Source organism: Bacteroides cellulosilyticus (genome assembly GCF_020091405.1).
Lineage (GTDB): Bacteria > Bacteroidota > Bacteroidia > Bacteroidales > Bacteroidaceae > Bacteroides.
Window position 1 is genome coordinate 3,488,492 of record NZ_CP081903.1, and the last position, 26,008, is coordinate 3,514,499.

Sequence of the window (26,008 nt, forward strand, 5' to 3'; positions counted from 1 at the left end):
ATATATTGATAAATAGTTGCGTATGTAAGCATGGACTTTGTTCGTGTATAAAAATAGCCTTCATATTTTCATAGAATCAACCGAATATAAAAAAGAGGGGAAGCGTTGGCTTCTCCTCTTAAAGATAGGTTTGTGAAGTATGTGATTACCTTCTTTCATTCAGCATTTTCGGTGTCGGACATTCATGGTTGTCGATAGGAAGCTTCACTTGTTTCAAATCGTCCAATTCATGTATTGGTCTTTCCACTTCGTAAGGGGCGCGCATACCCGAAAATTCCTGGAAGTATAGCAGGCAGGCGTCTTTCCACCATACGGCATCACGTGCCTGTATCTTCAGGCGTGACTGTACATCCTTGAAACGTTCCGCATCAATGTAGTTCTCGGCCAGATCCCATTTTTTCTGAAAGCTTCTTACCTGCTGTACACCATGATCGTAGCGATAGCAAAGCTCGTCCCATAAAGTACGTCCACTTTGCATGGTGTGTTGCCAAGGGGCATGATGGAACCACAAGAGATACTCATCCGGACAAGTACGGATGTCATCGTAAAGGTGGCAGAGTGAATCGGGATATTGGGCTGTAGCATTGCTACCCGTATGACTGCGGTCGAAACCTATCCCCTGTTTGTCTGCTTTATGATAGTAAGACGGCATCCAGTCGGGGCGTGCACCGGGCACGTCGCACCAAGGTTCCGGACCGTAATGGTGTCCCCATGCAAAGAGGTGATGCAGACCGAGCGGCATCATATAGTCTACCACAGCCTCGCGGCTTTCCATCATCATGTTATGTATTTCATAGGCAATGGGTGCATGTTTGGGATTGCTTGCATCGAAGAAAGTCTGTTTCAGCCATTCTTCTGCGATTGTTCCTGATGTCAGGGAAGGATTCCAGGCCATGCGTCCGAAAGCGTACCAGTTGGCTTGGGCAAAAGGATGACCGCACCAGTTTGTATCGGTACCTATATTGGCGACACCTGCTATGGCTTTCAGTGAAGACGGCTTCACAAAGTCGAAGAACTCTTCCCACATCGGGGCAAGATAGGCAAGGTGATTGGAGAAGCCCAGATATTCTTGTGTAATCTGGAATTCGACCATCTGCGGAGTCCGGGGCATAGCGCCGAATAAAGGACTATACGGTTCGCGAGGCTGGAAGTCGACCGGACCGTTCTTTATCTGTACGATGACATTGTCGCGGAATTGTCCATCCAAAGGCTGGAATTCCAGATAGGCTTGCTTAGCGCGGTCTGCATCCGTTGGGCTGTAGACGAAAGCGCGCCACATGACAATACCTTTATAGGGCTTCAATGCATCTGCCAGCATATTGGCACCTTCGGCGTGTGTACGGTTGAAGTCGCACGGGCCGGGCTGTCCTTCGGAATTGGCTTTCACCAGGAAGCCACCGAAGTCGGGAATGGTGCGATAGATCTCTTTGGCTTTCTGCTTCCACCAGGCGATGACATCTTTGTCCAAAGGATCGGCTGTGGAAAGCCCGCCCAGTTGCATGGGGGAGGCAAAGTTGATAGAGAGATATACCTTGATGCCGTAAGGACGGAATATGTCTGCCAGAGCCTTTACCTTTTCCAGATATTCGGCGGAAAGGATTTTAGAAGAAGCATTTACATTGTTCAGCACCGTTGCATTGATTCCGATGGAGGCATTGGCACGCGCATAAGCTTCGTATCTGTCGGAGAGTGTGCCGGGCAGTTCTTCCCAGTTCCAAAGAGATTTGCCGGCATAACCGCGCTCGATGCTGCGGTCGAGGTTATCCCAATGATTGAGAATACGCAGGTCATAGGCAGGGTTCTCCGTTATTTCCTGGTCTGTTTCCGAAGGCTTTCCAAAGTTCCGCATTTCTTGCAGGCGGATCAGGTGATAGGCAGCATAAAGCAAACCCGTTTCGCTGGGAGAAGTGACGGTGAGTTTTCCATTTACTTGTCGTATACGGAAGCCTTCGGGAGATAGTTGTTTGTCTTTCTTCAGTGCAAGCGTAACGGGGAGCCCTTTCCATGCCTGTTTTAGTTCACGGACGGCTATGTTTAGTGTCGGAGACTGGCGAGGCGCTGTAATCTGTGCGTGGGCATCTGTCGATTGCCGGAGCCACAAGCGGCTGCCGTCTTCCGCGGATACGGGTCCGAGTAAACAAGATAATAATAAGAATAAAGAGAGCAGTTGTTTCATAAACAAAAAGTATTGGTTGGTTTATTCATCGGCGGGGTAGCGTACTCCCCATTCGCGGCGTAAGTCATCCATCATGCGCATGATGCGCAGGGTTTCGGCGTGAGGCATATAGGGAGATTCGAGCCACCCGTTCCTCAGAGCTTCCATGGATGCATATACCTGGTATTCGTATCCGGTGATTTGTGGTGGACAGTTGTAGACAACTGCCGTCTTATAATCTTCTGTTACCACCCTGATTCGTTGCGGATTGTTGATATTTTCAATGATCAGATGGCCTTTGTCACCGGAAATGATGCCTTGGCGGTCGGTCATACTCAGCATACTGCTGTGCAGCACGGCGATTTTTCCATCCTTGAATGTAAGAGTGATACTATTCTGTGCATCTACTCCGGTATCGGTCTTTACGCAGGTAGAGGTGACACGTTCTACCTCCGTCCCGAAAACCATGGAAGCAAAGTTCAGTGCATACACTCCCAGGTCGAGCAGAGCCCCGCCTGCCAGTGCCGGTTGGCGGAGGCGCTCACGGTTGCCGATTGGGTAACCCAAATTGGCAGACAGCGTCATGGGGCGTCCGATGATTCCACTGGTTACAAGATCATTGATGGTATGCGATAGAGGCATGTAACGTGTCCAGATGGCTTCGGTGATGAAGAGTTCCTTTGCTTTGGCAAGATTCAGCAGTTCCTCCGCTTGGCGGGCATTGGCGGTGAATGCCTTTTCGCATAAAACCGCCTTGCCTTTCAGCAGACTCATACGGGCATGTTCGAAATGGTGGGAATGGGGAGTGGCAATATATACCAACTCCACCTCTTCATCATCCAGCATTTCTTCATAAGAACCGTAGGCACGGGTGAAACCCCACCGGTCGGCAAAGTCACAGGCAGTCTGCAACTGGCGGGAAGCGACTGCATAAGCTTCTACTCCCTCCATTCCTTCGAGGGTGATTGCCATCTTTTCGGCAATCCACCCGGTACCTATAATACCTATTTTGACAGTATCCATACTCTATCGGGCAACGGTTAATCCAGTCCTTCAATGGTGACGATCTTTCCGTCGGTGTCGTATTCCAGTTCGCATACTTTCAGGCTGCGCAACCAGGTGCGTCCGCCGGAAGGCACACTGTCGTGATGGAACAGATACCATTTGCCCCGGTATTCCACAATGGAGTGGTGGGTAGTCCAGCCTACCACCGGAGTCAGGATTACTCCCTGATAGGTGAAAGGGCCGTAAGGATTGTCACCAATGGCGTAGCACAGGCGGTGGGTATCACCGGTGGAGTAGGAGAAGTAATACTTTCCGTTATACTTGTGCATCCAGCTTGCTTCGAAGAAACGGCGTTCGTTGTCTCCGGCTGTCAGCGGTTGCCCGTTTTCGTCCAGGATCACTACGGCTTTAGGCTCTTCGGCAAATTGCAGCATGTCCGCACTGAGGCGGGCAACCCGTGCGGGGATGGACGGCTCGTTGTCTGCGGGGAAAGTAGCTCCACTTTCCAGGGCTTTGTTGTCGCGATAGCGTTGCAACTGTCCGCCCCACAGACCACCGAAGTACATGTAATAGTTACCGTCTCCATCATTCAGAACGGCAGGGTCCATGCTGTAACTTCCGCGCATCGGGTCGGGTTGGGGAATGAACGGACCTTCGGGACGGTCGCTGATGGCAACGCCGATACGGAAGATGTCGTTCTGGTCCTTCAGGGGGAAATACATATAATACTTGCCGTCTTTCTCAGCTACGTCGCAATCCCAGAGTTGGCGTCCTGCCCAGGGAATATCTTCGGTGGTGAGTACCAGTCCGTGGTCTGTGATTTCACCTTTCATGGGGTCATCGGTAGAGAAGACGTGGTAGTCTTTCATATTGAAATGGTCGCCATTATCATTTTCGGGAATACCACTTTCCCAATCGTGGGAAGGGTAGATGTAGAGACGGTCGTTGAACACATGCACGGCAGGGTCTGCCATATAATCTCCGGGTACCAGGTATCTTTTTTCTTTCTTCATGACTCTATAATTTTAAAGGTTAATATTCTTATTTGTTTCATCTTATTGGGATAATAGTTTCAACTTGAAGAAACTGTAGTTTCTCCTTATTGAAAATAGAGTTTCTCCTTACTGAAACAACCGTTTCTATTAAGATGAAACGGTCGTTGATCCTTGCTTCCTAATTCTGATAGCCTCCTGTAGCATAAATGCCGACCATGGTTCCGGTGAAACCGCCAGCTGTCTGCGTGCTTATCAGGTCGGCGGATACGGGGTCGCCTACTTGCGTCCAGCCACCTTTAGGACTGGTGGAGTAGCTGAAGGTATAATTTACTGCATTGTCTCCTTCTACTTTCAGATATACTTTTTCATCTGTCCGGGTTAGCGGGCTGTTTGCCTGGCTGCACAGTCTGCCATGGCTGTATGTTTCCAGAAGCATGACGGGTTTGCCGTCTTTGTCCAGTGTCTTTCCGAAGCGAATATAGCAATTATCATCATGGAAACAGATGATGCCTGCGAAATCTTTCGGCTGTTGTGGCACAAAGTCCAAGCCGGTCTGAGCTGTGAATGTCCAATTGCTAATCCAGCGACCGATGGCGGCGGGCTGACGCTTTTGGTTAAGATCAGTGCGGCTGGCGGTCATTTCCAACTGTCCTTTACTGTTTATACTGTAGCAGGGCACCAGTGGAGTGCGGATAAAAAATGCTTCTTTAGCCAGTCCGTTTGCTGTCCATAGTGGGGCAGGACCGTAGGAGCGGTCGGCGGTATAAGTGATGACGTCACCCTCAGGAAGAATAATGGGTTGATTTTCTTTCCAGGTCACCGGGAGCATGAAAGTCTCGCGTCCCATCACGTCATGGCCGTCGCGATAGGGGCGAACACCAAGGAAGACGGCGTACCAGTCACCATCGGGAGTTTCCACCAGGTCGGCATGACCGACGCAGGTAACCGGATTGGGGCGGTCGCCCGGTAAGCCGCGTTGCGTCAATATCGGATTGATGGCACAAGGTTTGAAAGGGCCGAATGGAGACGCAGAGGTGAAGATCACTTCCGAGTGGTTGGGGCCTGTGCCACCTTCGGCAGCCATCAGGTAGTACGTGCCGTTGATGTGGTAGAGGTGTGGACCTTCTATCCAGCTGGGATGCTGGGTTTTGTCTACGCCCCCGTCAATAATCATCTTCTGTTTTCCTACGGTACAACCGTTTTTCCAGTCGAATTCGCGTATCCAGATAGCGCGGTGACCGTCATATTCGGGCTTTCCTGCCGGAGCGTCATTGTTCACAATGTATGCTTTCCCGTCTTCGTCGAAGAGAAATCCGGGGTCGATGCCGCCCACTTCGGGCAGGAAAGTGGGATCACTCCAGTTGCCTTTCTTCGGATCATCCGTGGTGACGAAGAAGTTGCCGCCACCGTCTACGGCTGTAGTGATCAGATAGAACAGTCCGTTGTGAGGATTGTATTTGATGTCCGGAGCATAGATACCGCCGCTGATGCGCAGGCCGTCGTACATAGGCAACTGTGAGGGACGGTTGAGGACGTAGCCCAGTTGTTCCCAGTTCGTCAGATCTGTGCTGTGCCAGATGGGTACGCCGGGGTAGAAGGCGAAAGAGGAGTTGACCATGTAATAGTCGTTTCCTACGCGGCAGATGCTCGGGTCGGGATAACACCCCGGTAACACGGGATTCAATGTGCCCGGTGTGGTAACCTGATCAGTTGCTTTATCGGTATCCCTGGGGGCTACCGTATACGTAAATTCATCGAACACGGCCTTTTTAGGTTCCAGAATTTCTTTCAGGAAGGGTTTGGGCTGATAATTGCGGTCGAAGAGTAGGGGATATTCCCGTCTTCCCGGTACGGGCCAGTCGTTCTTCCAGGAGTCGCTGTCCGATACTCCCCAGGCGGTTACGCGCGTAATGACGTCCGAGTGCTTTATGAAAAGTTCCATGAACGATTTCATACGTGCATTCCACAGATTGGAAACACTATCCGGCAGAGCTTCGGGATAGGGATTCAGGGCTTTCTCAAAGGCTACTTTATCGGCAATATTTGCTCCGCGGTTTACGGTTGGCAAAGCACTCATGTCCCATTCCGTTATCATCACTTTTGCACCTGTGGAGGCAAAGGCGAGAAGGCTGGTTTCATATTCACCTATGCTTGGGTAGTCCAATCCCATGTGTCCCTGCATACCTACGGCATCTATGCGCAATCCTTTTCCTTTAAGTGAATTGACCATGCGCACCACTGCATCGCGGCGCCCCGGTTCGTGCATGCCGTAGTCGTTATAGTAGAGCTCCGCTTCCGGGTCTGCCTCATGTGCATATTGGAAAGCCAGCGGGATATATTCTTCTCCCAGTATCTCGTAGAACTTGCTCCGGCGGTAGTTTCCGTCTCCTTCGATGGCTTCGTTTACTACGTCCCAGCCTTTAATGCGACCTTTGTACCGGCCCACGATAGTATGGATATGGCTTTTCAGCCGCTCTTTCAGGACTTCGGGTGAAACATTCTTTCCTTCGGCATCTACGCAGAACCAAGGTGAGAGTTGGGAATGCCACACCAGGCAATGCCCGATGATGAACATTCCGTTGTCCTCGCCGAACTGAACGAATTCGTCTGCCAGGCTAAAGTCATATCTGTCTTCTTCCGGGTGTATCACTTCACTCTTCATGCAGTTTTCGGCCACAATGGAGTTGAAGTGGCGGCGCACTACATCGACTGCGCTGGTGTCGCGACCCGCAGCCTGTTCGGAATTAATGGCGACACCAACGAGGAATTTATCGCCGAGAATATTTTTTAGAGTCGGATCCGCCGCAACAGGTTTGTCACTATTGCAAGATATAAATGCGGCAGCACAAACTGATAATGCTAAATACTTTAATTTCATGCTACTTATTTGGTATTATTTAGTTGCTGAAGTTATTTGTATAGGTTATTCAATTTCACCACAGAGGACGCAGAGTTCACAGAGTTTTTAGGCTTCTAGTTCAGAGATAATTATAACCTCTGTGTCCTCTGCGTCCTCTGTGGTGAAATTGAATAACCTCCATCACCTTTACAATTAATAATCTTCTTTACTTCTGCGTTCCGTCAGTTCAGCCTGCATCTCTTCATTATACTTCTTTGTAATAGGATAGAAGTACAGCGCTATGACACCGATAAAGAACGTAACAGCCGGAATAATACTGGATGAAAGCACGATACCATGAATAGCCGATTCGCTTTGTGCGATCCCTGCACCCGATACATAACCGAAACCGGAGAGCAGGAAACCCAAAATAGCGCCGCCAATACCCAATCCGGCCTTCAGGGCAAACACCACACCTGCGAACACGAAACCCGTTGCACGGCGGTGATTGACATATTCCGAATGATCCGCCACGTCAGCAATCATAGCCCAAAGCAATGGAACGGTGGGAGCGTATGCCAAACTCTTGAGGAAGTTCAGGACGAACATTGTTTCTACATCCGTTTCATTCGGGAAATAGAAGAAGGCGGTGAACACTGCCGTCAGTGCCAGACAAACGATAAACACCGATTTCTTTCCGAACCGATTGGCTAAGAAGCCGGACAGGAAGATAACGCCGAAGAACTGTACCACTGCTCCCAGCATATTAAACACACCGAAACCCACTTCATAAGCCCTTTCAGGACTGCTGACAATAAGGCCGAAAGCATTCAGTATCGTATAGCCCACCGAATCACTGGTCTGTGTAGCCACTAACCCCAGTTTATCGAGGAAGGCAAATAATGCGCCCGAATCCACATAATTCTCAAAGTAGTAGTTCATAGCGCTTCCCCACATGGCAAGGGTAGTGAAAAGGAAGAGCGTCAGGATGAACATCGCCCGCCAGGGAATATTCTTGAATACATCCTTGATATCTTTCCGGGTATCAGTTTTCTGATTGGCGGGCGGTGTGATACGTTCGCGGCTGGAGAAGAAGGTAATAACCAGGAACACGAAACCGATGACTGCAAACAAGGAAATAGTGCATAGCCAACCGTGCCCCTTATCACCGCTTTCACCTGCAAACTTGCTTACCAGCGGGAGAGTCAAGCCCTGTACCACAAACTGCGCAATAGTAGCGGCTACGAAACGGATAGACGTAATGCTTGTACGTTCCTTGATGTCACTTGACATTACACCACCCAACGATGCATACGGTGTATTGTTGAACGAGTAAAGCGTCATCAACAAGGTATAAGAGATTGTAGCGTATACCGCTACCAAACCCTTATCCTCGATACCGGGATTGTAGAATGCCAGCACATAGAACACCATGAACGGCAATGCAGTCCAGAGTACCCATGGGCGGTATTTGCCCCATTTGGTTTGTGTCCGGTCGGACAATATACCTACGGTAGGGTCTACAAAAGCGTCCACAATGCGGGCAATCAGCATCACTGATCCTGCAATGGCGCCTTCCAGACCGAAGACATCGGTATAAAACTTGGTTTGGTAAATCATCATCATCTGGAACACGAGGTTCGCAGAGCAATCTCCTAAACTATAGCCAATCTTCTCGGCCATAGACACTTTTTGACTTAGTGCGTTCATAGTGCTGTATTATTCAGTTATTAATAGTCAGTAATCAGTTGTTCGTTTGCTGTTATCCGTTTCCGGCTGTCCGTCATTTATTATTCTCCAACGCACTTTCTGCCGCGCGTTGTCCCAGGGTTTTCTTATCCAATGGATGTATATCGTTCCATTCGCCCAGGTCGCTGTTGCGGATGAGTCGGGTGTTCCGGTTGGTTTCAGCTACTTTGGCCTGTTCCTTGCGCATCTCAGCCCAGGCCTGCCGACCGCTGACGTCATCTCGGGACAGGAAGTCTGCCAGCTCTACAATGTAGAAAGGTAATTCCGGGTTGTTGAATGTGCTGCGCCAATCAGCAATCATGGCTGTCAGTAGGGCGGCGTATTCATTGCGGCGGTCCACATTGGACTCTCCCTGATACCAGAGGACACCACGGATGCCATAGTTTTGTAACGGGGCAATCATGGCATTGTACAGGCATACCGGTTTGTAACAGAAGAACATCATTCCCGGAGCCGGAGGCATGGAAGCGCCTAGTCTGTATTTCCATTCTCCTTGCAGGCTTACTTCTTCATTTCCGCAAATAATCTTATAAGGTTTCTCCTTCACAAAGTGCGGATAACCGTTGTTGCTGATGAGGCGTATGGTCACTGTATTCTTCTTTCCCGCTTTCAGTACACCTGCCGGAATGGTATAGATGCGTGGAGGATACTGATAGGAAATAGTACCTATGAATGTACCGTTCACATAGACGGAGTCTGCATCTACAATGCAACCTAAGCGCAAGGTCGCTTCTTTTCCGTTCCAATCCTGCGGTACTTCCACTTCCTTGCGGAACCAGTGCGAACCGTTTATCGGATTCAAACCGTTGGTTCCCCAGTCGGTAGAGAATAAATCAACGGTCTTCCAGTCTTTATCATTGTAGTTGGTGGCATACCAAGGTGTTGCTTCGTGTAGCCCTGCGTCTCCCCGGTATAGGGAAGTGTTCCAGCGATAGAAGCTCAAACCTTCTGTCTGCTTAATGCTTTTCAGATACGCATCATCTTCATATTGTCGTTTATCATTTATATACTTTGGAAATTCTTTCAGTCCTTCTTCGCTTATCCATGCCTCAACGGGAGTCCCGCCCCAACTGGAGTTTATCAGTCCGACGGGTATGTTGTTCTTCTCATACATGGCTTTGGCAAAGAAATAGCCCAGAGCGGAGAAGTTCATTACGTTGTCCTGTGTCAGCGGTTTCCAGGCAACGCTTTCCGGCAGGTCCGTTTGCGGTGCATGGAAGTTGAAGATATTGGGTACTTTCAACTGCCGTATATTCGTGTTCTCATAAGCGGCGATTTCATCACGGAACATATCCGTAACCCGGCTGACAGGCAGTTCCATATTAGATTGACCGGAGCATAGCCATACATCTCCCACCAGAATATCTTTCAGTTCGATGTCATTTACTTGAAGGATGTAAGGTCCGCCCGGTTTCATGGCAGGCAGGGTGAGGGACCATTGGCCGTTTTCATCCGCTGTGGCTGTGTAAGTGGCTTTCAGCTTTCCACCTTTTACACCTGTAGGAGTGGCATTCTTCAGGAACTTAACCAGTACGCTTTCTCCGGCATCTGCCGTACCCCATACTTTAATGGGTTGTTCGCGTTGCAGTACCATTCCGTCAGAAATCAAGGCAGGTAACTTTACCTTTGCGTCCACCATGGAAGTAGCGCAAAGGCAAAGTAACACTGCCAGACTCAACCTAACTTTATTAAAACTAACCTTATTCATATCTTGTTTATCTTTTTAATTCTTCTGCAGATAAGCCGTCAACCTATCTTAGACTAACCGTCTTCTTACCTTAGACTAATTGTTAGTCTAACTCTTAAAATATATTACTTATACTCGTACAACTTCACATGAAGTATCTGGAAGTCTCCCACTGAGATACGCACATGGCGTCCCTGATGGTTTTGATCACCATTCAGACGGCGGATATAAGAGAACGTACCATCCTCGTTTACCTTCACTTCATCTACGGAACCGATGCCGCAACGTGCCCCTTTCCACATCACCTTATCACTTATCACTCCATCACTTATCACTTTATCACCCTTTCCTCCTGTCTGGGCAAATCCGTCTTCGCCCAATGCCCGGACTTTGGCCTGATTTTCTGTAGCTTTCTCAAACTCGATAACGATACCACTACCAGCTACTATATACTCATTAGGTGCCAATTTTAATAATACACCTCCACCTTCGGGCCATACACTGCCATCAGTGGCACGCACATCCCATGGAAGAGTAAAGAAATGGCGGCAAGTTATCTTCAAATCATCCTGATATAGGATGCGTTCTTTATTTTCCTGATCGAAGAGTAATCCTTTCATTGCGCCTTTACCCTGATACTTAGCCAGCAGAGGCATGAACTCTTTTAGCGTACGATAGCTTTTCACCAACGGAGAGTTGGGAGAGTCGGAACCTCCTTCGATGGAGAACGGGCTGATACCGATGGCATCATGTTCGCCAAAGATATAGAAAGCTCTTACGCCATTATTATCTGTCAGTTTGATTTCGGGAATAAACAACGGGTTGTTGTGTAACTTATATTTGGCTACCCAGTCTGTAAAGCCATTGTCATACAGGTCGGGAGCAAGAAGGTCGATGTTGGGCGCTCCGCAATGCCATATATCAATAAGGTGTGCCAGCGGACCGGCAGAAGGATATTCTCCCGGCTTCCGGTTGCGGCTGTTCATGGCAGCGTTCACATATAGTGGAATATTGTAGATGGACCGTGCGCTTTGTGCCATTCTTTCCACATAGCGGGCGTAGTGCCAGGCCATAAATAATTCATCGGTGTAAATATCGGCTCCGAATACTTCTTGCCAGGTGCCTTGCTTCTTGCTACCTTGGCTTTCCCATTTCTCAAGCATCCGGGGATGGAGCGTTTTCTTATTTTTCTGCAAGTAGCTCATTAATTCCGCAGGTACCGGTGCATTGAACAATGCGTTGGCCTCTTTAGAATAGTCTCTTGCATCTTCCAGCATACCTATCTCATTTTCTATCTGTATCATGATGACGGTACCTTCCTCTTTATCAATGGCTGCGATGTGTGCCATCCACCCGGAAAAAGCACGGTTGTCGGCTTGGAATACATTTTCAGAGAATGCGCTGGCTATTTCGAGTGGTTTTCCTTTTTGTGTATAAGCACGCGGGTATTTCTTATAGTTTTCTTTGAACCAGAGGGGAGCGTAGCAACTCATGGAGTTCTTCCAGGCACCGAACCAAAGAAAGATAACTTTCAGATCGTTCTGCCGGGCTTGACGGATGACTTTATCTGTGAGGGTGAAGTCGAATTGTCCTTCCTGCGGTTCTATCAAATCCCAGTATGCGGGAACGAGTACTGTATTCAGTCCCATTCGTTGCAGCTTCGGGAAGATACGTTCGATATCTTCTATGCATGCTGCCGATGAATTTCCTAATTCACCGCCTAAAATAAGAAATGGTTTGCCGTCTACTACTAATTGAGTAGCGGTGCCTTGTTTTTGTAATGTACTTTTTTGAGCATTTACATACCCAACTGACATTACACTTAAAACTAAAATGAAAATCCAATTCTTCATCGTTTGTCTCTGGTATTGATTTGAGATGTTTTCCATTGCAACAAAGATAGTGAGCTATAATTTAGAAAGCTTTTCGCAGTGTTGCAGAAAACTTCATTTCGGTTACATCATTCCTCAATGATGTTACATAATTTTTTGTTTATCGTACATTTCCCTGTTTCAGGGGGTAAAATGGGTGTTTTTACCGGATTCGGGAATGTTTGGTAAATGGTTTGATGAATGGAATCCGGTAAGGCCGGAGCCTTACCGGATTTCCTGTCTTCACACTTTATTCAGCCGGAGTTTCTTCTCCTTCTGTTTCATACGCATTCTTCCAGTCGTCACCGCTGAAATCTTCACTGATATCTTTTCCGGCAATACCATCGCATACGCCTTTATAGGCATGTTTGCGTTCATAGTTTGCGTCGAAAAGGTTCGGTGCATCGTTAGGCAGCCAGTATTCATGTTCTTTTTTGCTGTCGGTCAGCGTCCAAATGGTGATACCTGATTGTTGAGCCTGCGGTACATTAATCCGGTAAGAGTCAAAAATCATTTGATATACTTCCGCCTGTGTGGCCAGCTGTTCAGCCGATGGAGTAGTGGTTCCTACCTGTACGTCCAATTCCGTTACTCGAATCAGTTTGCCGGTTGCAGCCATAGTCTTGAACATAGCGTCTACCTGATCTTTCGTGATGCTGGATGATACGTGCATCTGAGTACCGATACCGTCTACCTCCTGACCATTATCTTCAATATACTGTACAAAGTCAATCAGAGCAGCCAGTTTGTTTGGACTTGATTCGAGGTTGTAGTCATTTACATACAGCTTGGTTCCTGTACTACAGTACTTGCGTGCGTATTCAAATGCCTTTGTTGCATATTCCTTGCCAATGTAGTAACCCCAGTAGAAATGTCCGTTACCGGCTTCATTGCCCCAGTTCAAGGTTAGGCCGCTTTCTTCGTTTTCTACAGGTGCGGAATCTCCATCCATGAAGGTATTGTCGAATCCACGCCATTTGCTGTTATCGCCGATAGGTTCGTTGATAACATCCCATTCAGTGACACGTTCCATTCCCGGATGTTGAGCCATACCTTTTATCCACGCTTCCATAGCTGAGAGTAAAGCGGCTTTCTTTTCTTCTGCTGATTTAGGAACATAGGTGATGGAAGTTCCACGGGTTAGGGCACGTGCAGTCGCTTTCTTTACACCAAACTTGATATTGTCTAAATAGAAAGTAGCTGCATTCTTGCCAAAGTTTATGAGGATGCGGTTTATGCCTTCTTTGGAGCATGTATATTCGTGCTCGCATAATACCCATTCACTGCTTAAAGGAATGGCATGATATCCTTCACCGGAATAGTCATTGCTGTTTTGAGTTGCAAACTGTACTCCGGCTCCTGTCAGGGATGTTTTGGCATAGAACTGGATGACATAGGTTTCGCCTACTTTCAACGGATCGTCAAAAGTATAAGCCAACTGTGCTGCATAGTAATCGCTTCCGTCTGTAGGATTAACCAGTACAATACAATAGTTGCTGTTGTAGCCTTCTCCACTTGCCGATACCGAAGTGGTTGAATTGTTACCCCAGCTTCCCCAACTGCCTTTTGTACCACCTTCAAAGTCACTGTTGTCACCGGATAGAACATTAGTCATCGGGTCTTCTACTTTAAGGCCGAACTGAATATCATCGATGTAATATGTGGCGCCTACCTTACCAAAATTTAATATGATGCGGTTTATATCTTCATAATCGGGGGTAAATTCATATTCAAAGTCATTCCAGTCGGTACCGATATTAAAATCGTTGTATCCGCCTTGGCTGCCGTAAGTCGTTCCGTTCTGGTATTGGAATTGTAAATATCCGGCACCTGAAGTCGATTTAGCTTTGAACTTAATCATGTATGTTTTACCAACTTGCAGAAAATCACTGAGAGTATAGCCACATTGTGCTTCCCAGGCATTACCATCTCCTAAGTTTTTCAATACCATACATGGTGTGCCGTCCGAGCCTGCACCTTCTTCAATGGTCTGGCTGTCTTTGTTGCTACCCCAGCTTCCCCAACCTCCGGTAGTTCCGCCGTTAAAGTCTGTTGCGTCACCGCTGAGTATATTGGCAACGCCTCCGCTGCTTTCCACTTTCATGGTAGGAGCAATGAGCGACTTCAAATAATTCTGATTCTGCTGGGTATGCCATAGGAAGTTATGCCCGTAGATTTTTATGTCGGTGGGTACAGCTTGCAGAAATGCGTCTATAGTGGTGAAGTCAAGGCTACCGTCAGACTTTACTACAGCCTGATGTTTCATAGCATTGCCAGTTGTAAACAACTGGAAGTTATCGTCAGCCACCTGCTTGTATTGTGGATCGCTAATGTACTGGTCGGCACCTAAACCGAGGCCGATGGTCATATGCGGTGCATACTGTTTGGCGTACGCTTTGATATAATCATAGTTTGCCAGTTTCTCTTTCAATGCGAGGGGAATATCGGAGATGTTGACGTCACCGTGGCCGTCGGGTTTGCCCCATTCCATCTTTTCGTCGTAACAGCCGCTCAATGTCAGTGCACAAGCCATTACCGGAAGAATGATTTTATTTAGTTTCATAATCTATATTCTTTTATTCATTTACAATGTGATTCATCCTTATTCTTCATCGTCGAAGTCCGAAACCGTGACGCTTGCGCAAGGAACCACGCGCCAGTTGTCCAGATAGATCTTCGTCTTGAAGAGTGTGGAAGTAATGCTTACTCCGCCATACGTGAAGTCGGTATTCACGAAACCTACACCAAAGTTCTGGTATGTGGCAGCCAGACGGTCATCGACAACTGTCTGGAAAGTAGGAGTTGTGGTACCCTCTTCCAATTGCTTCTTGTAGTAGCCGAATTCGCTGAAAGGAATAGTAACAGTCTGCCAGCCAGCCGTAGTAAAAGGAACTACTGCGCCATCCTGGATGTAAGGCACATAGAATGCGGTGCGCTGTCCGTCGTCATCAGAACCTATTCCTCCATAATTGAAATTATTGAATAGGCAGATCTGAATATGTCCGGTTCCGATCCACGCATCGGGCACATTGATGTCAAACTGGAAGGCGACGTCCGTCAGGGCGGTAGTGGCCGGAATGTGGGAATACATGTAGGTCCAATCCACCGTTTCGTCTTCACCGGCACCCACTGTCCAACATTCGGTAACACGCGGTTTACCAGCGGCTACTCCATTTCCGGTCAGCAGGCGGTCCGGAACAATCTGCAGGCACTTGCCGCGACCGGAATCATCCGGATCATTTACAAGATCATCCGCACTGATCATAGAGCCTGTCTCGCTCCAGCTCCACGAACCTTGTGCGCCTTTGCCGTCGAAGTTAAGTATCATGCAACTGCTGTCATTGAAGTAAGCGGGAGTGATGGCGATACCGTTAGCGCCTTCCGAAGTGATGGATCCGCTGGCTGTGATACCTGAAGGCATTGTGAATGAATACCATTCACCATCTTCATCGCTTTCTATGTTGGCGGTGATTTCTGTTCCGTCGGGCAAGGTCACTTTACTTGTTTCGTGCAGTCCGGTGCCATATACAGTCACTTTTTCCTGTGCTTGCGGCAGCGTGTTGCTGATGCGTGAGATGCTGGGGGCTGCGGAGCGGATCTCAAAAGGGTACTCTAATTCCGCGCCCGATTTTACCAGACGTATCTTATTGCGTACATTGTCCGGTGCATCTACAACGGGAGTTTTGCTGTCCACGGTAATTAGCATGGAGTTATCGGCCACGTATGCCACGTTGAAGAAGGTTTCATAGCCGTTGATATAAACCCGCTTCATCCCCAGGAAACCGCTGCCCTCGATACGGATCAACTGTCCCAGGCGGGCGAACTGGACTTCACGGTCGGGCACTGCCGACTTGTAGTCTTCCAGATAAATCTTTGTGATTACGATAGGTTTACTGTCCTGATTGTCATCGTCGTCGCAGGATGCGAAGCAGACGGCGGTCAGCGCAAGACATAAGAGCCATATATATTTCAAGTTTTTCATATCTGTTTGGTATTAAAGTTATTTGTATAAATCAGCTACAGACACTTCTCTTTCACCGAAAGCATAGGGTACGGTTTCAATGGTGCCGCTGAGATAGTGGTTCTTGTTTTGGTCTACGTCTGAAACAGGAAGCGTCAGGCTGCTGGCCGTAGCTGTGGCCACACCCTTTCCGGGAGCAACGTAATCTTCGCTGATTTCATACTTTCCGGTAGTTTCGTTATAGTCGTAGCTGGCGTTGCGGTTCTGGTTGTTCATGTAGTTCACCACTTCCTGCTGTTTGTAGTAGGAGCGGCGGATTAAGTCGTACCAGTATTGTCCTTCAAAGGCCAGTTCGATGCGGCGTTCGTAGCGCAGATCCTCGTAAGTGATGGCTTCATTGGTAGCCTTTGTCGGCATGCCTGCACGGGTGCGCACTTTGTTATAATAGAATAAGGCTGTAGGATCTGTAGTCGAAGCATCATTCCCCAGGATGGCTTCCGCCAGGTTCAGATAAACTTCCGCCAGTCTGAGCATGTGCGTGTTCAGACCGCTACTCTGCTGATAACTTACGCCATTGTCGGCATTTGTCCCGATCACATACTTCTTGATGTTTGCACCCTGGCTTCCGCGGTTTTCGGTCACACCATACGTGTAGCCGCCGCCACGGACATTCATATCCGGATAATGTTCGCCATAGGAAGCCACAGAGTAGTGGCGGCGGATGACATCTTTCGGATCATATTCGTCCCATAAGTCCCAGGAACAATAAGTGGCACCGCCCCAGTTGGTGGCATCCGTCACCATAGTAGACCAGCCGAAGAAGGTAGTGATAGCCTGCATGCTTCCCCAGGGAAGAACGTCTTTGGAACCGGAGAGCCATTGCAATTGGAAGAGCGCTTCTTTGCAATTGTTGTTTGCATACGTGAAGAGGTCGCCATAGTTATCCATCAGATCATAATTGGGAGTGCCCACAACTTTCAAGGCTGCTTTTTTGGCCAGATCCAGATAATATGTGTTGCGCGTACCCCGGTTCGGGTCGGTAGCTATGTTGCTTCCATTGTATTCGCCGTTGTCAGTCAGTCCGGCCATGGAGAGATATACACGTGAGAGCATGCCGAAAGCACTGTACTTGGTGACCCGTCCGGTCTGTGCAGGAGTGTCCGAAAGATATGCGGCTGCATATTCCAGGTCGCGGATGGCAAATTCCATCACGTCGGTGCGGTTGTTGGCGGGAACTACGTAGTTGTTCACCAGGTCAGAAGTGTTCTCGTAGATGATGGCCAGTCCCCAGAGGGAGGCCAGATACCAATAGGCTGTTCCGCGCATGAAGCGTGCTTCGGCTATGCCTTGGGTCTTGGCTGTCTCACTTACGTTGGCAGAAGCATGATTCCGGATGTTGTTGATCGTATTGTTGGCTTGCGCCACTACCGAGTAGAAAGCTCCCCAAGCATCGTCGAGTCCGGCGGCGAGTGAAGTTTCGTTCAGGTTGGTATACGGATAGATATAGTCCGAATATTGAGCGGTGATGTTATTGGCACGACCGTCGCCCATGGAGTAATAGGCTTTCTCGTTGAAGCTGGACCATACATAGTTGTAAAGCGGAGCTGTTGCAGCTGTGATAGCCGCATCGCTGTCGAAGAAAGTTTCCTGGTTGAGGTTCGTAGTGTTTTCCTGATCCAGAAAATCCTCGCAGCTTGCCAGTGCCATTCCACCGGCCAAAGCCATTATAAGTATTAATTTGCTTTTCATTTGTTTTCTCATTTTTAGGTTAGAAAGAAACGTTTAAACCGAATGTATAAATACGCGGTGAGGGATAGCGGCCGTAGTCCAGACCGTTCATCAGAGCATCGCCATACATACAGCCCACTTCGGGGTCGTAACCGGAGTAGTTGGTCCATGTGTATACGTTTTGCAGGTTGGCATATACTTTCACATTCTGCAGGTTCAGCTTGTTCACCCACTTCTTGGGGAGTGTGTAGCCCAATGAGATGTTTTGAATACGCAGGTACGAGCCGTCTTCGATGTAAAGGTCGCTGACGCGGTTGTTGGCATTCGTGGTAGAAGCCGAGATGCGCGGCAGAGTGGTGCTTGTGTTAGCCACACGCAGGTTGCGGAAATCATCCGGACCGTCCGGGTTTATTCTTTCCAATACGGCATAGTTGGCTGCGCTCTTCAGCAGGTTGCTGTTTACGCGCGGGTTTTCTATGTAACGGCGATTGTAGTTCAGCACATCGTTACCGTAAGAGCCGGAGAGGAAAATAGTCAGGTCGAAACCTTTCCAGGAGAATGTATTGCCGATGCCGTAAGTAAACTTGGGTTCGGGATTACCGATGAAGGTACAGTCGTTGTTGTCGATGACACCGTCATTGTTCAGGTCGGCAAAGATGTAGTCGCCGATCCAGGTCTTTCCTTCTTCGATGGAAGAACCGGCAGGCAGAGCGACGGGTTTCACGTTCCCCTCTTTATCTTTATAATAGAAGTCTTCGGCTTTGTCGAAACGGCCGATCACTTTGTATCCCCAGAATTGTCCGATAGGCTGCCCTACAACGGTACGGGTCACTACGCTGTTCTCGCTGCCTACACTGTAGGTCTTTTCGATAGAAGCGCTTTCCGTATCCAGTTCCAGGACTTTGTTGCGGTTCAATGAGAATACGAAGTTAGAACGCCATTGGAACCCTTTCTTATCAATGTTCACTGTGTTCAAGGTCAATTCTATACCTTTATTTTCGAGTGATCCGACGTTTGCCCATGGATTGCTGGCCGAACCGGCACCTGCCGAACCGAGGTAAGAGGGTAACGGAAGTTGAAGCAGCAGATCTTTGGTCTTCTTGTAATATACGTCTGCAATGAACTCGATGCGGTTCTGGAAGAGACTGAGGTCCAAACCGATGTTGGTGGAGTAAGTAGTTTCCCATTTCAGTTCGGGATTGGGGGTGTTTCCTGTCAGCACACCTACGCCCCACGGGGTGGTTTTGGATGAAAGCATGGCCATATAAGCCCAGTTCTCTACATTCTGGTTACCTGTTGCACCCCAGCCGAAGCGGAGTTTCAGGTTATTGATCACGTCGTTGTCTTTCAGGAAAGATTCATTGGAAAGTTTCCAACCCAATGCAGCAGACGGGAACCATCCCCAACGGTTGCCGCGGGCGAATTTAGAAGAACCGTCGCGGCGCAGGGTAGCGGTAAGCAGATAGCGGTCGTCATACGAATAGAAGGCGCGTCCGAAGAATGAAGCGATGGAGTTGTCGCTCTGTGATCCGGTACCGCTTGATTTGGACACGTCACCTGCACTGGGGTCTTTGGTTGAGTTGCTCAGGTAGCCTGTTGCGTTGCTCACCTGTGTTTCCCAATGTGACTGCGACATTTCCTGTCCCAGCATGACGTTGATGCTATGCACTTGTGCGAAGGTCTTATTGTAAGTAAGGATATTGCGCCATGACCAGTATTTGGTGTCCGTCTTTGTCCAACGTCCGGTACGGGTGTCGTTGGTGATTACCCCGAACTTGTAGTCGGGTTCGTAATAATAGAACTTATTCAGATTGTAATCGGCAGAGAGCTCCGTCTTGAATGACAGTCCGTCCAGCAGTGTGGCTTCCAGATAAGTATTAAAGCGGAAGTTTATCTTCTTATTATAATTGTCGCGAATGGTTGCGTAAGCTACCGGGTTCACCGGCATCCACACGTCGTCCGGTCCGTCGAAACCGCCATCAGCATTGGTTACTGCTACGGAAGGCTGCTGTTGCAAAGCATTCATAATAATATTGTTGTCGCAACCTACCTTTTGTTTAGAGTCTGCCAGTGAGAAATTAATTCCCGCCTTCAGCCACTTCTTTACCTGTGCATCAAGATTTCCGCGCAGGGAGAGGCGTTTGAAGCCTGAGCCCAGCGCTATACCATCCTGGTCCAGATAACCGGCACTGATGGCATAAGTAGCCTTATCGCTGCCGCCTGTTATAGACAGGTTGTGGCTGGTCATCATAGCGTTCTGGAAAAGTTCGTCCTGCCAGTCGGTTCCTTCACCCAGCATGTCGGGGCGTACGAAGGCGCTGCTTTGGGTGACGATACCTGCTGCGGCACGGGCATTGTGATGTTCGGCATATTCACGCAGGTTCATCATATCCAGGTGCTTGGGCATATTCTGCCAGCCGATGTAACTGTCATAAGTGATGGTGGCTTCACCTGCTTGTCCGCGTTTGGTAGTAATCATGATGACACCGTTTGAGGCACGTGCACCGTAGATGGCAGTGGCGGAGGCATCTTTCAGTACGTCCATTGAAACAATGTCCGACGGGTTGATGCTCGACAGCGGGTTATTCGTTTCGTCATCTGTGGCGGCATCCACTACTACTCCGTCAATCACGAAGATAGGTTGGTTGGTGGCGTTCAGTGAGTTGATACCACGGATACGGATGGCAGAGCTTGCACCCGGTGTACCGGAGTTTGCCTGAATCTGCACACCGGCAGCGCGGCCTTGCAACACCTGATCGATAGAAGTCGGAACGGACTTCTTGATGGCCTGGTCGTTTACAGATACCACCGAACCCGTCAGGTCCGAACGTTTCATCTGTCCGTAACCCACTACCACGACTTCGTCCAGCATCTCAGTATCTTCCTTCATCGTAACATTGATTTGTGTCTTCCCGGCTACAGGAATTTCTTGTGTCTTGTAGCCCACAAATGAAATTACGATGGTACTGTTGGATGGAACATTCAGTGTAAAGTTACCGTCGATGTCGGTAATAATACCGTTGCTGGTGCCTTTCTGCACTACGCTCGCACCGATAACCGATTCTCCTGTGGCGTCCTTCACCACACCTTTCACAGTGATATTCTGTGAAAATGCCCATAGAGGTATCAGGCATAATAAGAATAGAAGCCCCAAAGGCTTAAAACAATAATTTGTGCATTTCATACTGAAATTAATTTAGTTGGATAACAATAATATTCTCTTTCTTTATTAAAGATGTGAAGACATGTTTTTCATTTTCAAGTTTCCATATTTACATTTATCAAATTAAAGGGTTAAACATTGCTTTTCGCTTGTGACAAAGGTATTTTATAAAATGGAGAAACAGGTATTTAATTGTAGCCTGTGTTACATTTAAATGTAACATGACTTTTCCCTATGTTACAAAATCATTTGCTGGTGTTACGTCCCGCGGTTGTTGATGCCCGAAAGATAAATAATTAAGTGATAAATCCCATATTCCTTTCACTTATATCATTTATTCCTTTCATCTGCATCAATAAGAGGGCTGATGCAAAAGGTGGCATCTTTTGCTGTAAAAGATGCCATCTTTTGTATCATTAGATGCCACCTTTCGATGTAAAAGATGCCATCTTTTGCAATGAATGTATAAGGCTTCCTGGTGAAAGGGTTTAAGGTTCCGTTCCTTTAGGTATAATGCGGAAGAGATAAAGAGCATATATGCAATGGCTTCCCTGCCCATTTCGAAAGTTTTTCTTATCTTTGCTTGCCTTTAAGTATAAAATGCCATGAAAACAGTTCTTAACAAAGTCCTCCTTATAGTCTTATTGCTGTGTTTGACTGTCCTGCCTTTGGCGGCACAAACCGGTAAGTTCTATTCTACTAATAACGAATTGTCCAGCAGTCTTATCAACCAGATCTTTCAGGATAAGCGCGGGTTTATCTGGATAGCTACTGAGTATGGACTGAACCGCTTCGACGGACTTCGCTTTTCTAACTATAAACATGTGTCCGGCGATTCCACCTCCATCAAAAACAATTATGTGCGCACGCTTTTTGAAGACAGTCGGCAGAATTTGTTGGTAGGTTGCATTGACGGGTTGATGAAGTATGATTCGGAAACGGATACTTTCCGGGAGATTCCAATGATACGCGCGGGCAAGCGGGTTTTTCCGCACATCACGCAGATGCAGAAATTGCATAATGGTGAGATCTGGGTGGTAACTACCGGACAGGGTATTTTCCGCTTGGACGAAGAGAAGCAGCAGGCGGAGTCCATTGATGCCATCATGAGGCAAGTGAATTATAACTTCCAGTCGAATTTATACGAAGATTCTGATTATAATATCTGGATTGGTACGGAAGGGCATGGGCTGATTTGCTATCTGCCCGCTACGCAGGAAGTTCGTGTGTTCAGATATCCGGTGATTAATGATAACTATGTGTCGGCTATCGGTGAAGATAAGTACGGGAATCTGTTCATCGGCACTCAAAAGCATGGCTTGTCCCGTTATGATCGTGAGCAGAACCGCTTTATTCCTGTACCCTATACGGGTAGCGAGGAGTTGTCCATCTATTGTCTGACGCTGGTGGACGACCGTCTGCTGATAGGCACCGACGGCCAGGGCCTGAAGACTTACAACCGGATGACCGGGAAGATAGAGGATTATAGCATCAATTCCGCGCCGCTGGATTTTTCGGAGGGAAAGATACACGCTATCATGGAAGACCGGGACAAGAACCTGTGGGTGGGGTTGTTTCAGAAGGGTATTGTACTGATGCCGAAGCAGGAGAATCCGTTTGAGTATTATGGCAACAAGTCCATTTATTATAATCCCATCGGACAAGGATGTGTAATGTCCATCTATCAGGACAGTAACCGTCACCTGTGGGTAGGAGCGGACAATGAGGGAATCTTTGAACTGGATGCGGAAGGAAAGAGGCTGCGGCATTATCAGCCCGGCAATAACCCGCGTTCGATGGCTAATACTATTATGTGTATGTACGAGGATACGGACGGAGATTTCTGGCTCGGCACGTACACCCGGGGACTGGCAAAACTAAACCGGAGAACCGGTGAGTGTGAATATCCGCTACCGGTGGATAATGAGAAGATTTTCTCGATTACGGAAGACCGGCATAAGAACCTTTATATCGCTACTTTCGGTTCGGGTTTCTACCGCTATAATCTGGTGACGAAGGAGTTGAAGCATTATGAGTCATCTAAAGACGAGTCGGGCGACCTGACCCGGAATGAACTGGCAAATGACTGGGTGAACTACATCTTTTGTGATAGTGAGGGAATGATCTGGCTGGGGCATTATAAAGGTATCAGTTGCTTCAATCCGGTGAATGAGAGTTTCATTAACTACCGCAATGTGAATACTCTGATTGAAGACCGGGTGGGATATGTCTTGCAGGAAGACCATGCCGGAAATATTTGGGCAGGTACGACGGACGGACTCTATCGCTTCAACAAGAAGACCGAAGAACTGACCTGTTTTACGGTGGCGGATGGTTTGCCTAATAATGTAATCTGTGGAATTTGCGAGGATGAGGAACATAATATGTGGATCAGTACCTATATGGGTATCTGTAAGTATAATGTTGAAAACAACCGTTACATCAATTATTATGCGGGCGACGGATTGCAGGGAAACGAGTTCACGCACGGCGCATTCTATAAAGATCAGGCGGGAAAAGTCTATTTCGGCGGTATAAATGGTATTACCTATTTCCAGCCTTTATCCATAGGGAGTGTGCTGAAAGACACCAAGGTCTGGATTACGGACTTCTTTATCTTCAATCAGCCTGTGCGGAAAAATACGCGTTCGGGAAGACATACCGTTATCTATACGTCTGTGACGGATGCGAACATGTTTCAACTGGCTCATTACGATAATACGTTCAGTATCGTCTTCTCCACGTTGCAGTATAACAATCCGGAGCAGATATCCTATCAGTATAAGATTGGAGAACTGAGTAACCAGTGGCTTAGCACCGAGCCGGGTGTGAACAGGGTGACTTATAATAATCTTCCGCCGGGCAAATATACTTTCCATGTGCGGGCGCTGAGTCACGGCAATCTTTCGGAGATACGTACGGTTAAGATTCTGATTACTCCGCCCTGGTATGAAATGTGGTGGGCATATTGCATTTATGTTTTTCTGCTCGGCTTGCTTGTATTGGGCATTGTGAACTATATCCTGTCGCGTATGCGCCACCGCCGTGAAATCATGAAGCGCGAACATGCCGAACAACTGAATGAAGCAAAGCTGCAGTTCTTTATCAACATCTCGCATGAAATACGTACTCCGATGACGCTGATCATTAATCCCCTGGAGAAATTGTTGGCTGAAAAGAAGGGAGGGGAAGTACAAAAGACTTATCTGATGATTTACCGGAATGCACAACGTATTCTTCGTCTGATAAATCAGTTGATGGACATTCGTAAACTAGATAAGGGACAGATGTTCATGAAGTTCCGTGAAACGGATATGGTTGGTTTCATTGATGATGTGATGCTTACCTTCGATTATATGGCGCGGAAGAAGAAGATACATTTCAGCTTCGAACACACTATGCCGCAGTTGAAGGTATGGGTGGATATGAATAACTTCGACAAGATATTGATGAATATCTTCTCCAATGCCTTCAAGTATACACCGGAGCAGGGTGAAATTACGGTTTCGCTTTCTACCGGGCGCGATGCCACCCGTCGCGATCCTCTGAAGGAATATTTTGAAATAACGGTCACGGATAGTGGTATCGGACTCGACCGGGAGAAGATAGAGCGTATATTCGAGCGTTTCTATCAGATAGATAATGATGTGACGAAGTCGAATTTCGGTACGGGTATCGGCTTGCATTTGTCCCGTTCATTGGTGGAACTGCATCATGGCATTATCTTGGCAGAGAACAGGGAGGATGCTCCGGGCAGTCGTTTCGTGATTCGTATTCCTTTAGGTTCAGCCCATCTGCGTACGGACGAACTGGAAGATGTGGAAGCACTCATCACCCCTCATGCCGTGCTGGTTAAACCGGAAAAAACGGACTTGGAGGAAGTCTTTGAAGAAGGAGAGGGTGAAGAGGATGAGGAAAGCAAGAAGACCGGTAAGGCAAAGAACCGTATGCGCATATTGATAGTGGAAGATGAGGAGGAGATTCTTTCTTATCTGAAAGAAGAATTGGAAGGGGACTATCGGATAATGACCCGGAAGAATGGCAGGGAGGCTTATGATACTATTCTTGCAGATACTCCTGATCTTGTAATCAGCGATATTATGATGCCGGAAATGGATGGTCTGTCACTTTGCCGGAAGATTAAGCAGAATACGAATGTCAATCATGTGCCTGTAATTTTATTGACTGCCAAGTCGAAACCCGAAGATACCATGGAGGGAATGGCAACCGGTGCGGATGCTTATATGGTGAAGCCTTTCAATACGGAACTGCTGAAGAGTACGATTGCCAACTTGCTTGCTAACCGTAAACTGCTGAAGAGTAAATTCAGTGGTGCACAACAGCAAGAGGACAAGGTGCAGAAGCTGAGCATGAAATCGGCGGATGAGATATTGATGAGCAAGATAATGAAGGTTATCAATGAGAACCTTTCCAATCCGGATTTGAATGTAGAGATGTTGGCGGCAAATGTCGGTTTAAGTCGCGTCCATGTACATCGGAAGCTGAAAGAACTGACCAACCTTTCGGCACGTGATTTTATCAAGAATATCCGTTTGCAACAGGCTGCCGCACTGCTGAAAGAGAAGAAACTGACGGTTTCCGAAGTGGCGTATGCTACGGGGTATACGAATCTGTCACATTTCTCCAGTTCTTTCAAGGAGGTGCATGGGATGTCGCCTAAGGAGTATATGTTGGCGCATCAGGGGTAAGTTTTAGGAATTTATTTATTATTGAGCGGTTATGAATCAGTTACGAGCTACAGGCTACAAGCTACAAGTGCCTTTCGGAACATAGCGCAGCTACTTGTAGCCTGTAGCCTGTAGCTCGTAACTGATCAGTTTTGCTTTATTGCCAA

The 26,008-nt window shown here is 47.8% G+C and carries 12 protein-coding genes; 1 reads left to right on the forward strand and 11 read right to left on the reverse strand.

Going from position 1 to position 26,008, the window contains the following annotated elements:
* Positions 1-145: 145 nt before the first annotated feature.
* The 11 genes from K6V21_RS12590 to K6V21_RS12640 all read right to left on the reverse strand — a co-directional run bounded on the left by K6V21_RS12590 (position 146) and on the right by K6V21_RS12640 (position 21,174).
* The gene (locus K6V21_RS12590; RefSeq protein ID WP_224318733.1) at positions 146-2,176 is read right to left on the reverse strand and encodes an alpha-glucuronidase; all 2,031 of its coding nucleotides are present in this window, start codon (positions 2,174-2,176) and stop codon (positions 146-148) included.
* A gap of 21 nt (positions 2,177-2,197) precedes the next feature.
* The gene (locus K6V21_RS12595; RefSeq protein WP_224318735.1) at positions 2,198-3,178 is read right to left on the reverse strand and encodes a Gfo/Idh/MocA family protein; all 981 of its coding nucleotides are present in this window, start codon (positions 3,176-3,178) and stop codon (positions 2,198-2,200) included.
* 17 nt (positions 3,179-3,195) lie between these two features.
* A complete protein-coding gene (locus K6V21_RS12600) occupies positions 3,196-4,173 on the reverse strand; it encodes a glycoside hydrolase family 43 protein (RefSeq protein WP_224318737.1) in 978 nt (325 codons plus the stop codon).
* 160 nt (positions 4,174-4,333) lie between these two features.
* Positions 4,334-7,033: an endo-1,4-beta-xylanase gene (locus tag K6V21_RS12605; protein WP_224318740.1), complete on the reverse strand. Its 2,700-nt coding sequence runs from the start codon at positions 7,031-7,033 to the stop codon at positions 4,334-4,336.
* A 174-nt stretch (positions 7,034-7,207) separates the two neighbouring features.
* The gene (locus tag K6V21_RS12610; RefSeq protein WP_044269998.1) at positions 7,208-8,704 is read right to left on the reverse strand and encodes an MFS transporter; all 1,497 of its coding nucleotides are present in this window, start codon (positions 8,702-8,704) and stop codon (positions 7,208-7,210) included.
* A 73-nt stretch (positions 8,705-8,777) separates the two neighbouring features.
* Entirely contained in the window at positions 8,778-10,451 is a 1,674-nt protein-coding gene (locus tag K6V21_RS12615) for a sialate O-acetylesterase (protein WP_224318744.1), read from the reverse strand.
* Between the two features lie 104 nt (positions 10,452-10,555).
* On the reverse strand, positions 10,556-12,283 hold the full coding sequence (locus tag K6V21_RS12620; protein ID WP_224318746.1) for a DUF5597 domain-containing protein: 1,728 nt from the start codon (positions 12,281-12,283) through the stop codon (positions 10,556-10,558).
* Between the two features lie 268 nt (positions 12,284-12,551).
* On the reverse strand, positions 12,552-14,864 hold the full coding sequence (locus K6V21_RS12625) for an endo-1,4-beta-xylanase (protein WP_224318749.1): 2,313 nt from the start codon (positions 14,862-14,864) through the stop codon (positions 12,552-12,554).
* A 39-nt stretch (positions 14,865-14,903) separates the two neighbouring features.
* Positions 14,904-16,283, reverse strand: a complete 1,380-nt coding sequence (locus K6V21_RS12630) for a glycan-binding surface protein (RefSeq protein WP_217715677.1) — start codon at positions 16,281-16,283, stop codon at positions 14,904-14,906.
* Positions 16,284-16,301: 18 nt separating this feature from the next.
* Entirely contained in the window at positions 16,302-18,011 is a 1,710-nt protein-coding gene (locus tag K6V21_RS12635; RefSeq protein ID WP_224318751.1) for a RagB/SusD family nutrient uptake outer membrane protein, read from the reverse strand.
* Between the two features lie 19 nt (positions 18,012-18,030).
* Positions 18,031-21,174 carry a SusC/RagA family TonB-linked outer membrane protein gene (locus K6V21_RS12640; protein ID WP_224318753.1) on the reverse strand — a complete coding sequence of 1,048 codons (3,144 nt, stop codon included), beginning with the start codon at positions 21,172-21,174 and terminating at the stop codon, positions 18,031-18,033.
* 584 nt (positions 21,175-21,758) lie between these two features.
* Here K6V21_RS12640 and K6V21_RS12645 point away from each other — a divergent pair.
* A complete protein-coding gene (locus tag K6V21_RS12645; protein WP_224318757.1) occupies positions 21,759-25,862 on the forward strand; it encodes a hybrid sensor histidine kinase/response regulator transcription factor in 4,104 nt (1,367 codons plus the stop codon).
* Positions 25,863-26,008: the final 146 nt, after the last annotated feature.

What these genes read in the sequence shown, in the direction of transcription:
- K6V21_RS12615 (WP_224318744.1), bottom strand. Translation starts at nt 10,451, where the DNA reads ATGAATAAGGTTAGTTTTAATAAAGTTAGGTTGAGTCTGGCAGTGTTA.
- K6V21_RS12630 (WP_217715677.1), bottom strand. Translation starts at nt 16,283, where the DNA reads ATGAAAAACTTGAAATATATATGGCTCTTATGTCTTGCGCTGACCGCC.
- K6V21_RS12635 (WP_224318751.1), bottom strand. Translation starts at nt 18,011, where the DNA reads ATGAAAAGCAAATTAATACTTATAATGGCTTTGGCCGGTGGAATGGCA.
- K6V21_RS12610 (WP_044269998.1), bottom strand. Translation starts at nt 8,704, where the DNA reads ATGAACGCACTAAGTCAAAAAGTGTCTATGGCCGAGAAGATTGGCTAT.
- K6V21_RS12640 (WP_224318753.1), bottom strand. Translation starts at nt 21,174, where the DNA reads ATGAAATGCACAAATTATTGTTTTAAGCCTTTGGGGCTTCTATTCTTA.
- K6V21_RS12620 (WP_224318746.1), bottom strand. Translation starts at nt 12,283, where the DNA reads ATGAAGAATTGGATTTTCATTTTAGTTTTAAGTGTAATGTCAGTTGGG.
- K6V21_RS12625 (WP_224318749.1), bottom strand. Translation starts at nt 14,864, where the DNA reads ATGAAACTAAATAAAATCATTCTTCCGGTAATGGCTTGTGCACTGACA.
- K6V21_RS12590 (WP_224318733.1), bottom strand. Translation starts at nt 2,176, where the DNA reads ATGAAACAACTGCTCTCTTTATTCTTATTATTATCTTGTTTACTCGGA.
- K6V21_RS12595 (WP_224318735.1), bottom strand. Translation starts at nt 3,178, where the DNA reads ATGGATACTGTCAAAATAGGTATTATAGGTACCGGGTGGATTGCCGAA.
- K6V21_RS12600 (WP_224318737.1), bottom strand. Translation starts at nt 4,173, where the DNA reads ATGAAGAAAGAAAAAAGATACCTGGTACCCGGAGATTATATGGCAGAC.
- K6V21_RS12605 (WP_224318740.1), bottom strand. Translation starts at nt 7,033, where the DNA reads ATGAAATTAAAGTATTTAGCATTATCAGTTTGTGCTGCCGCATTTATA.
- K6V21_RS12645 (WP_224318757.1), top strand. Translation starts at nt 21,759, where the DNA reads ATGAAAACAGTTCTTAACAAAGTCCTCCTTATAGTCTTATTGCTGTGT.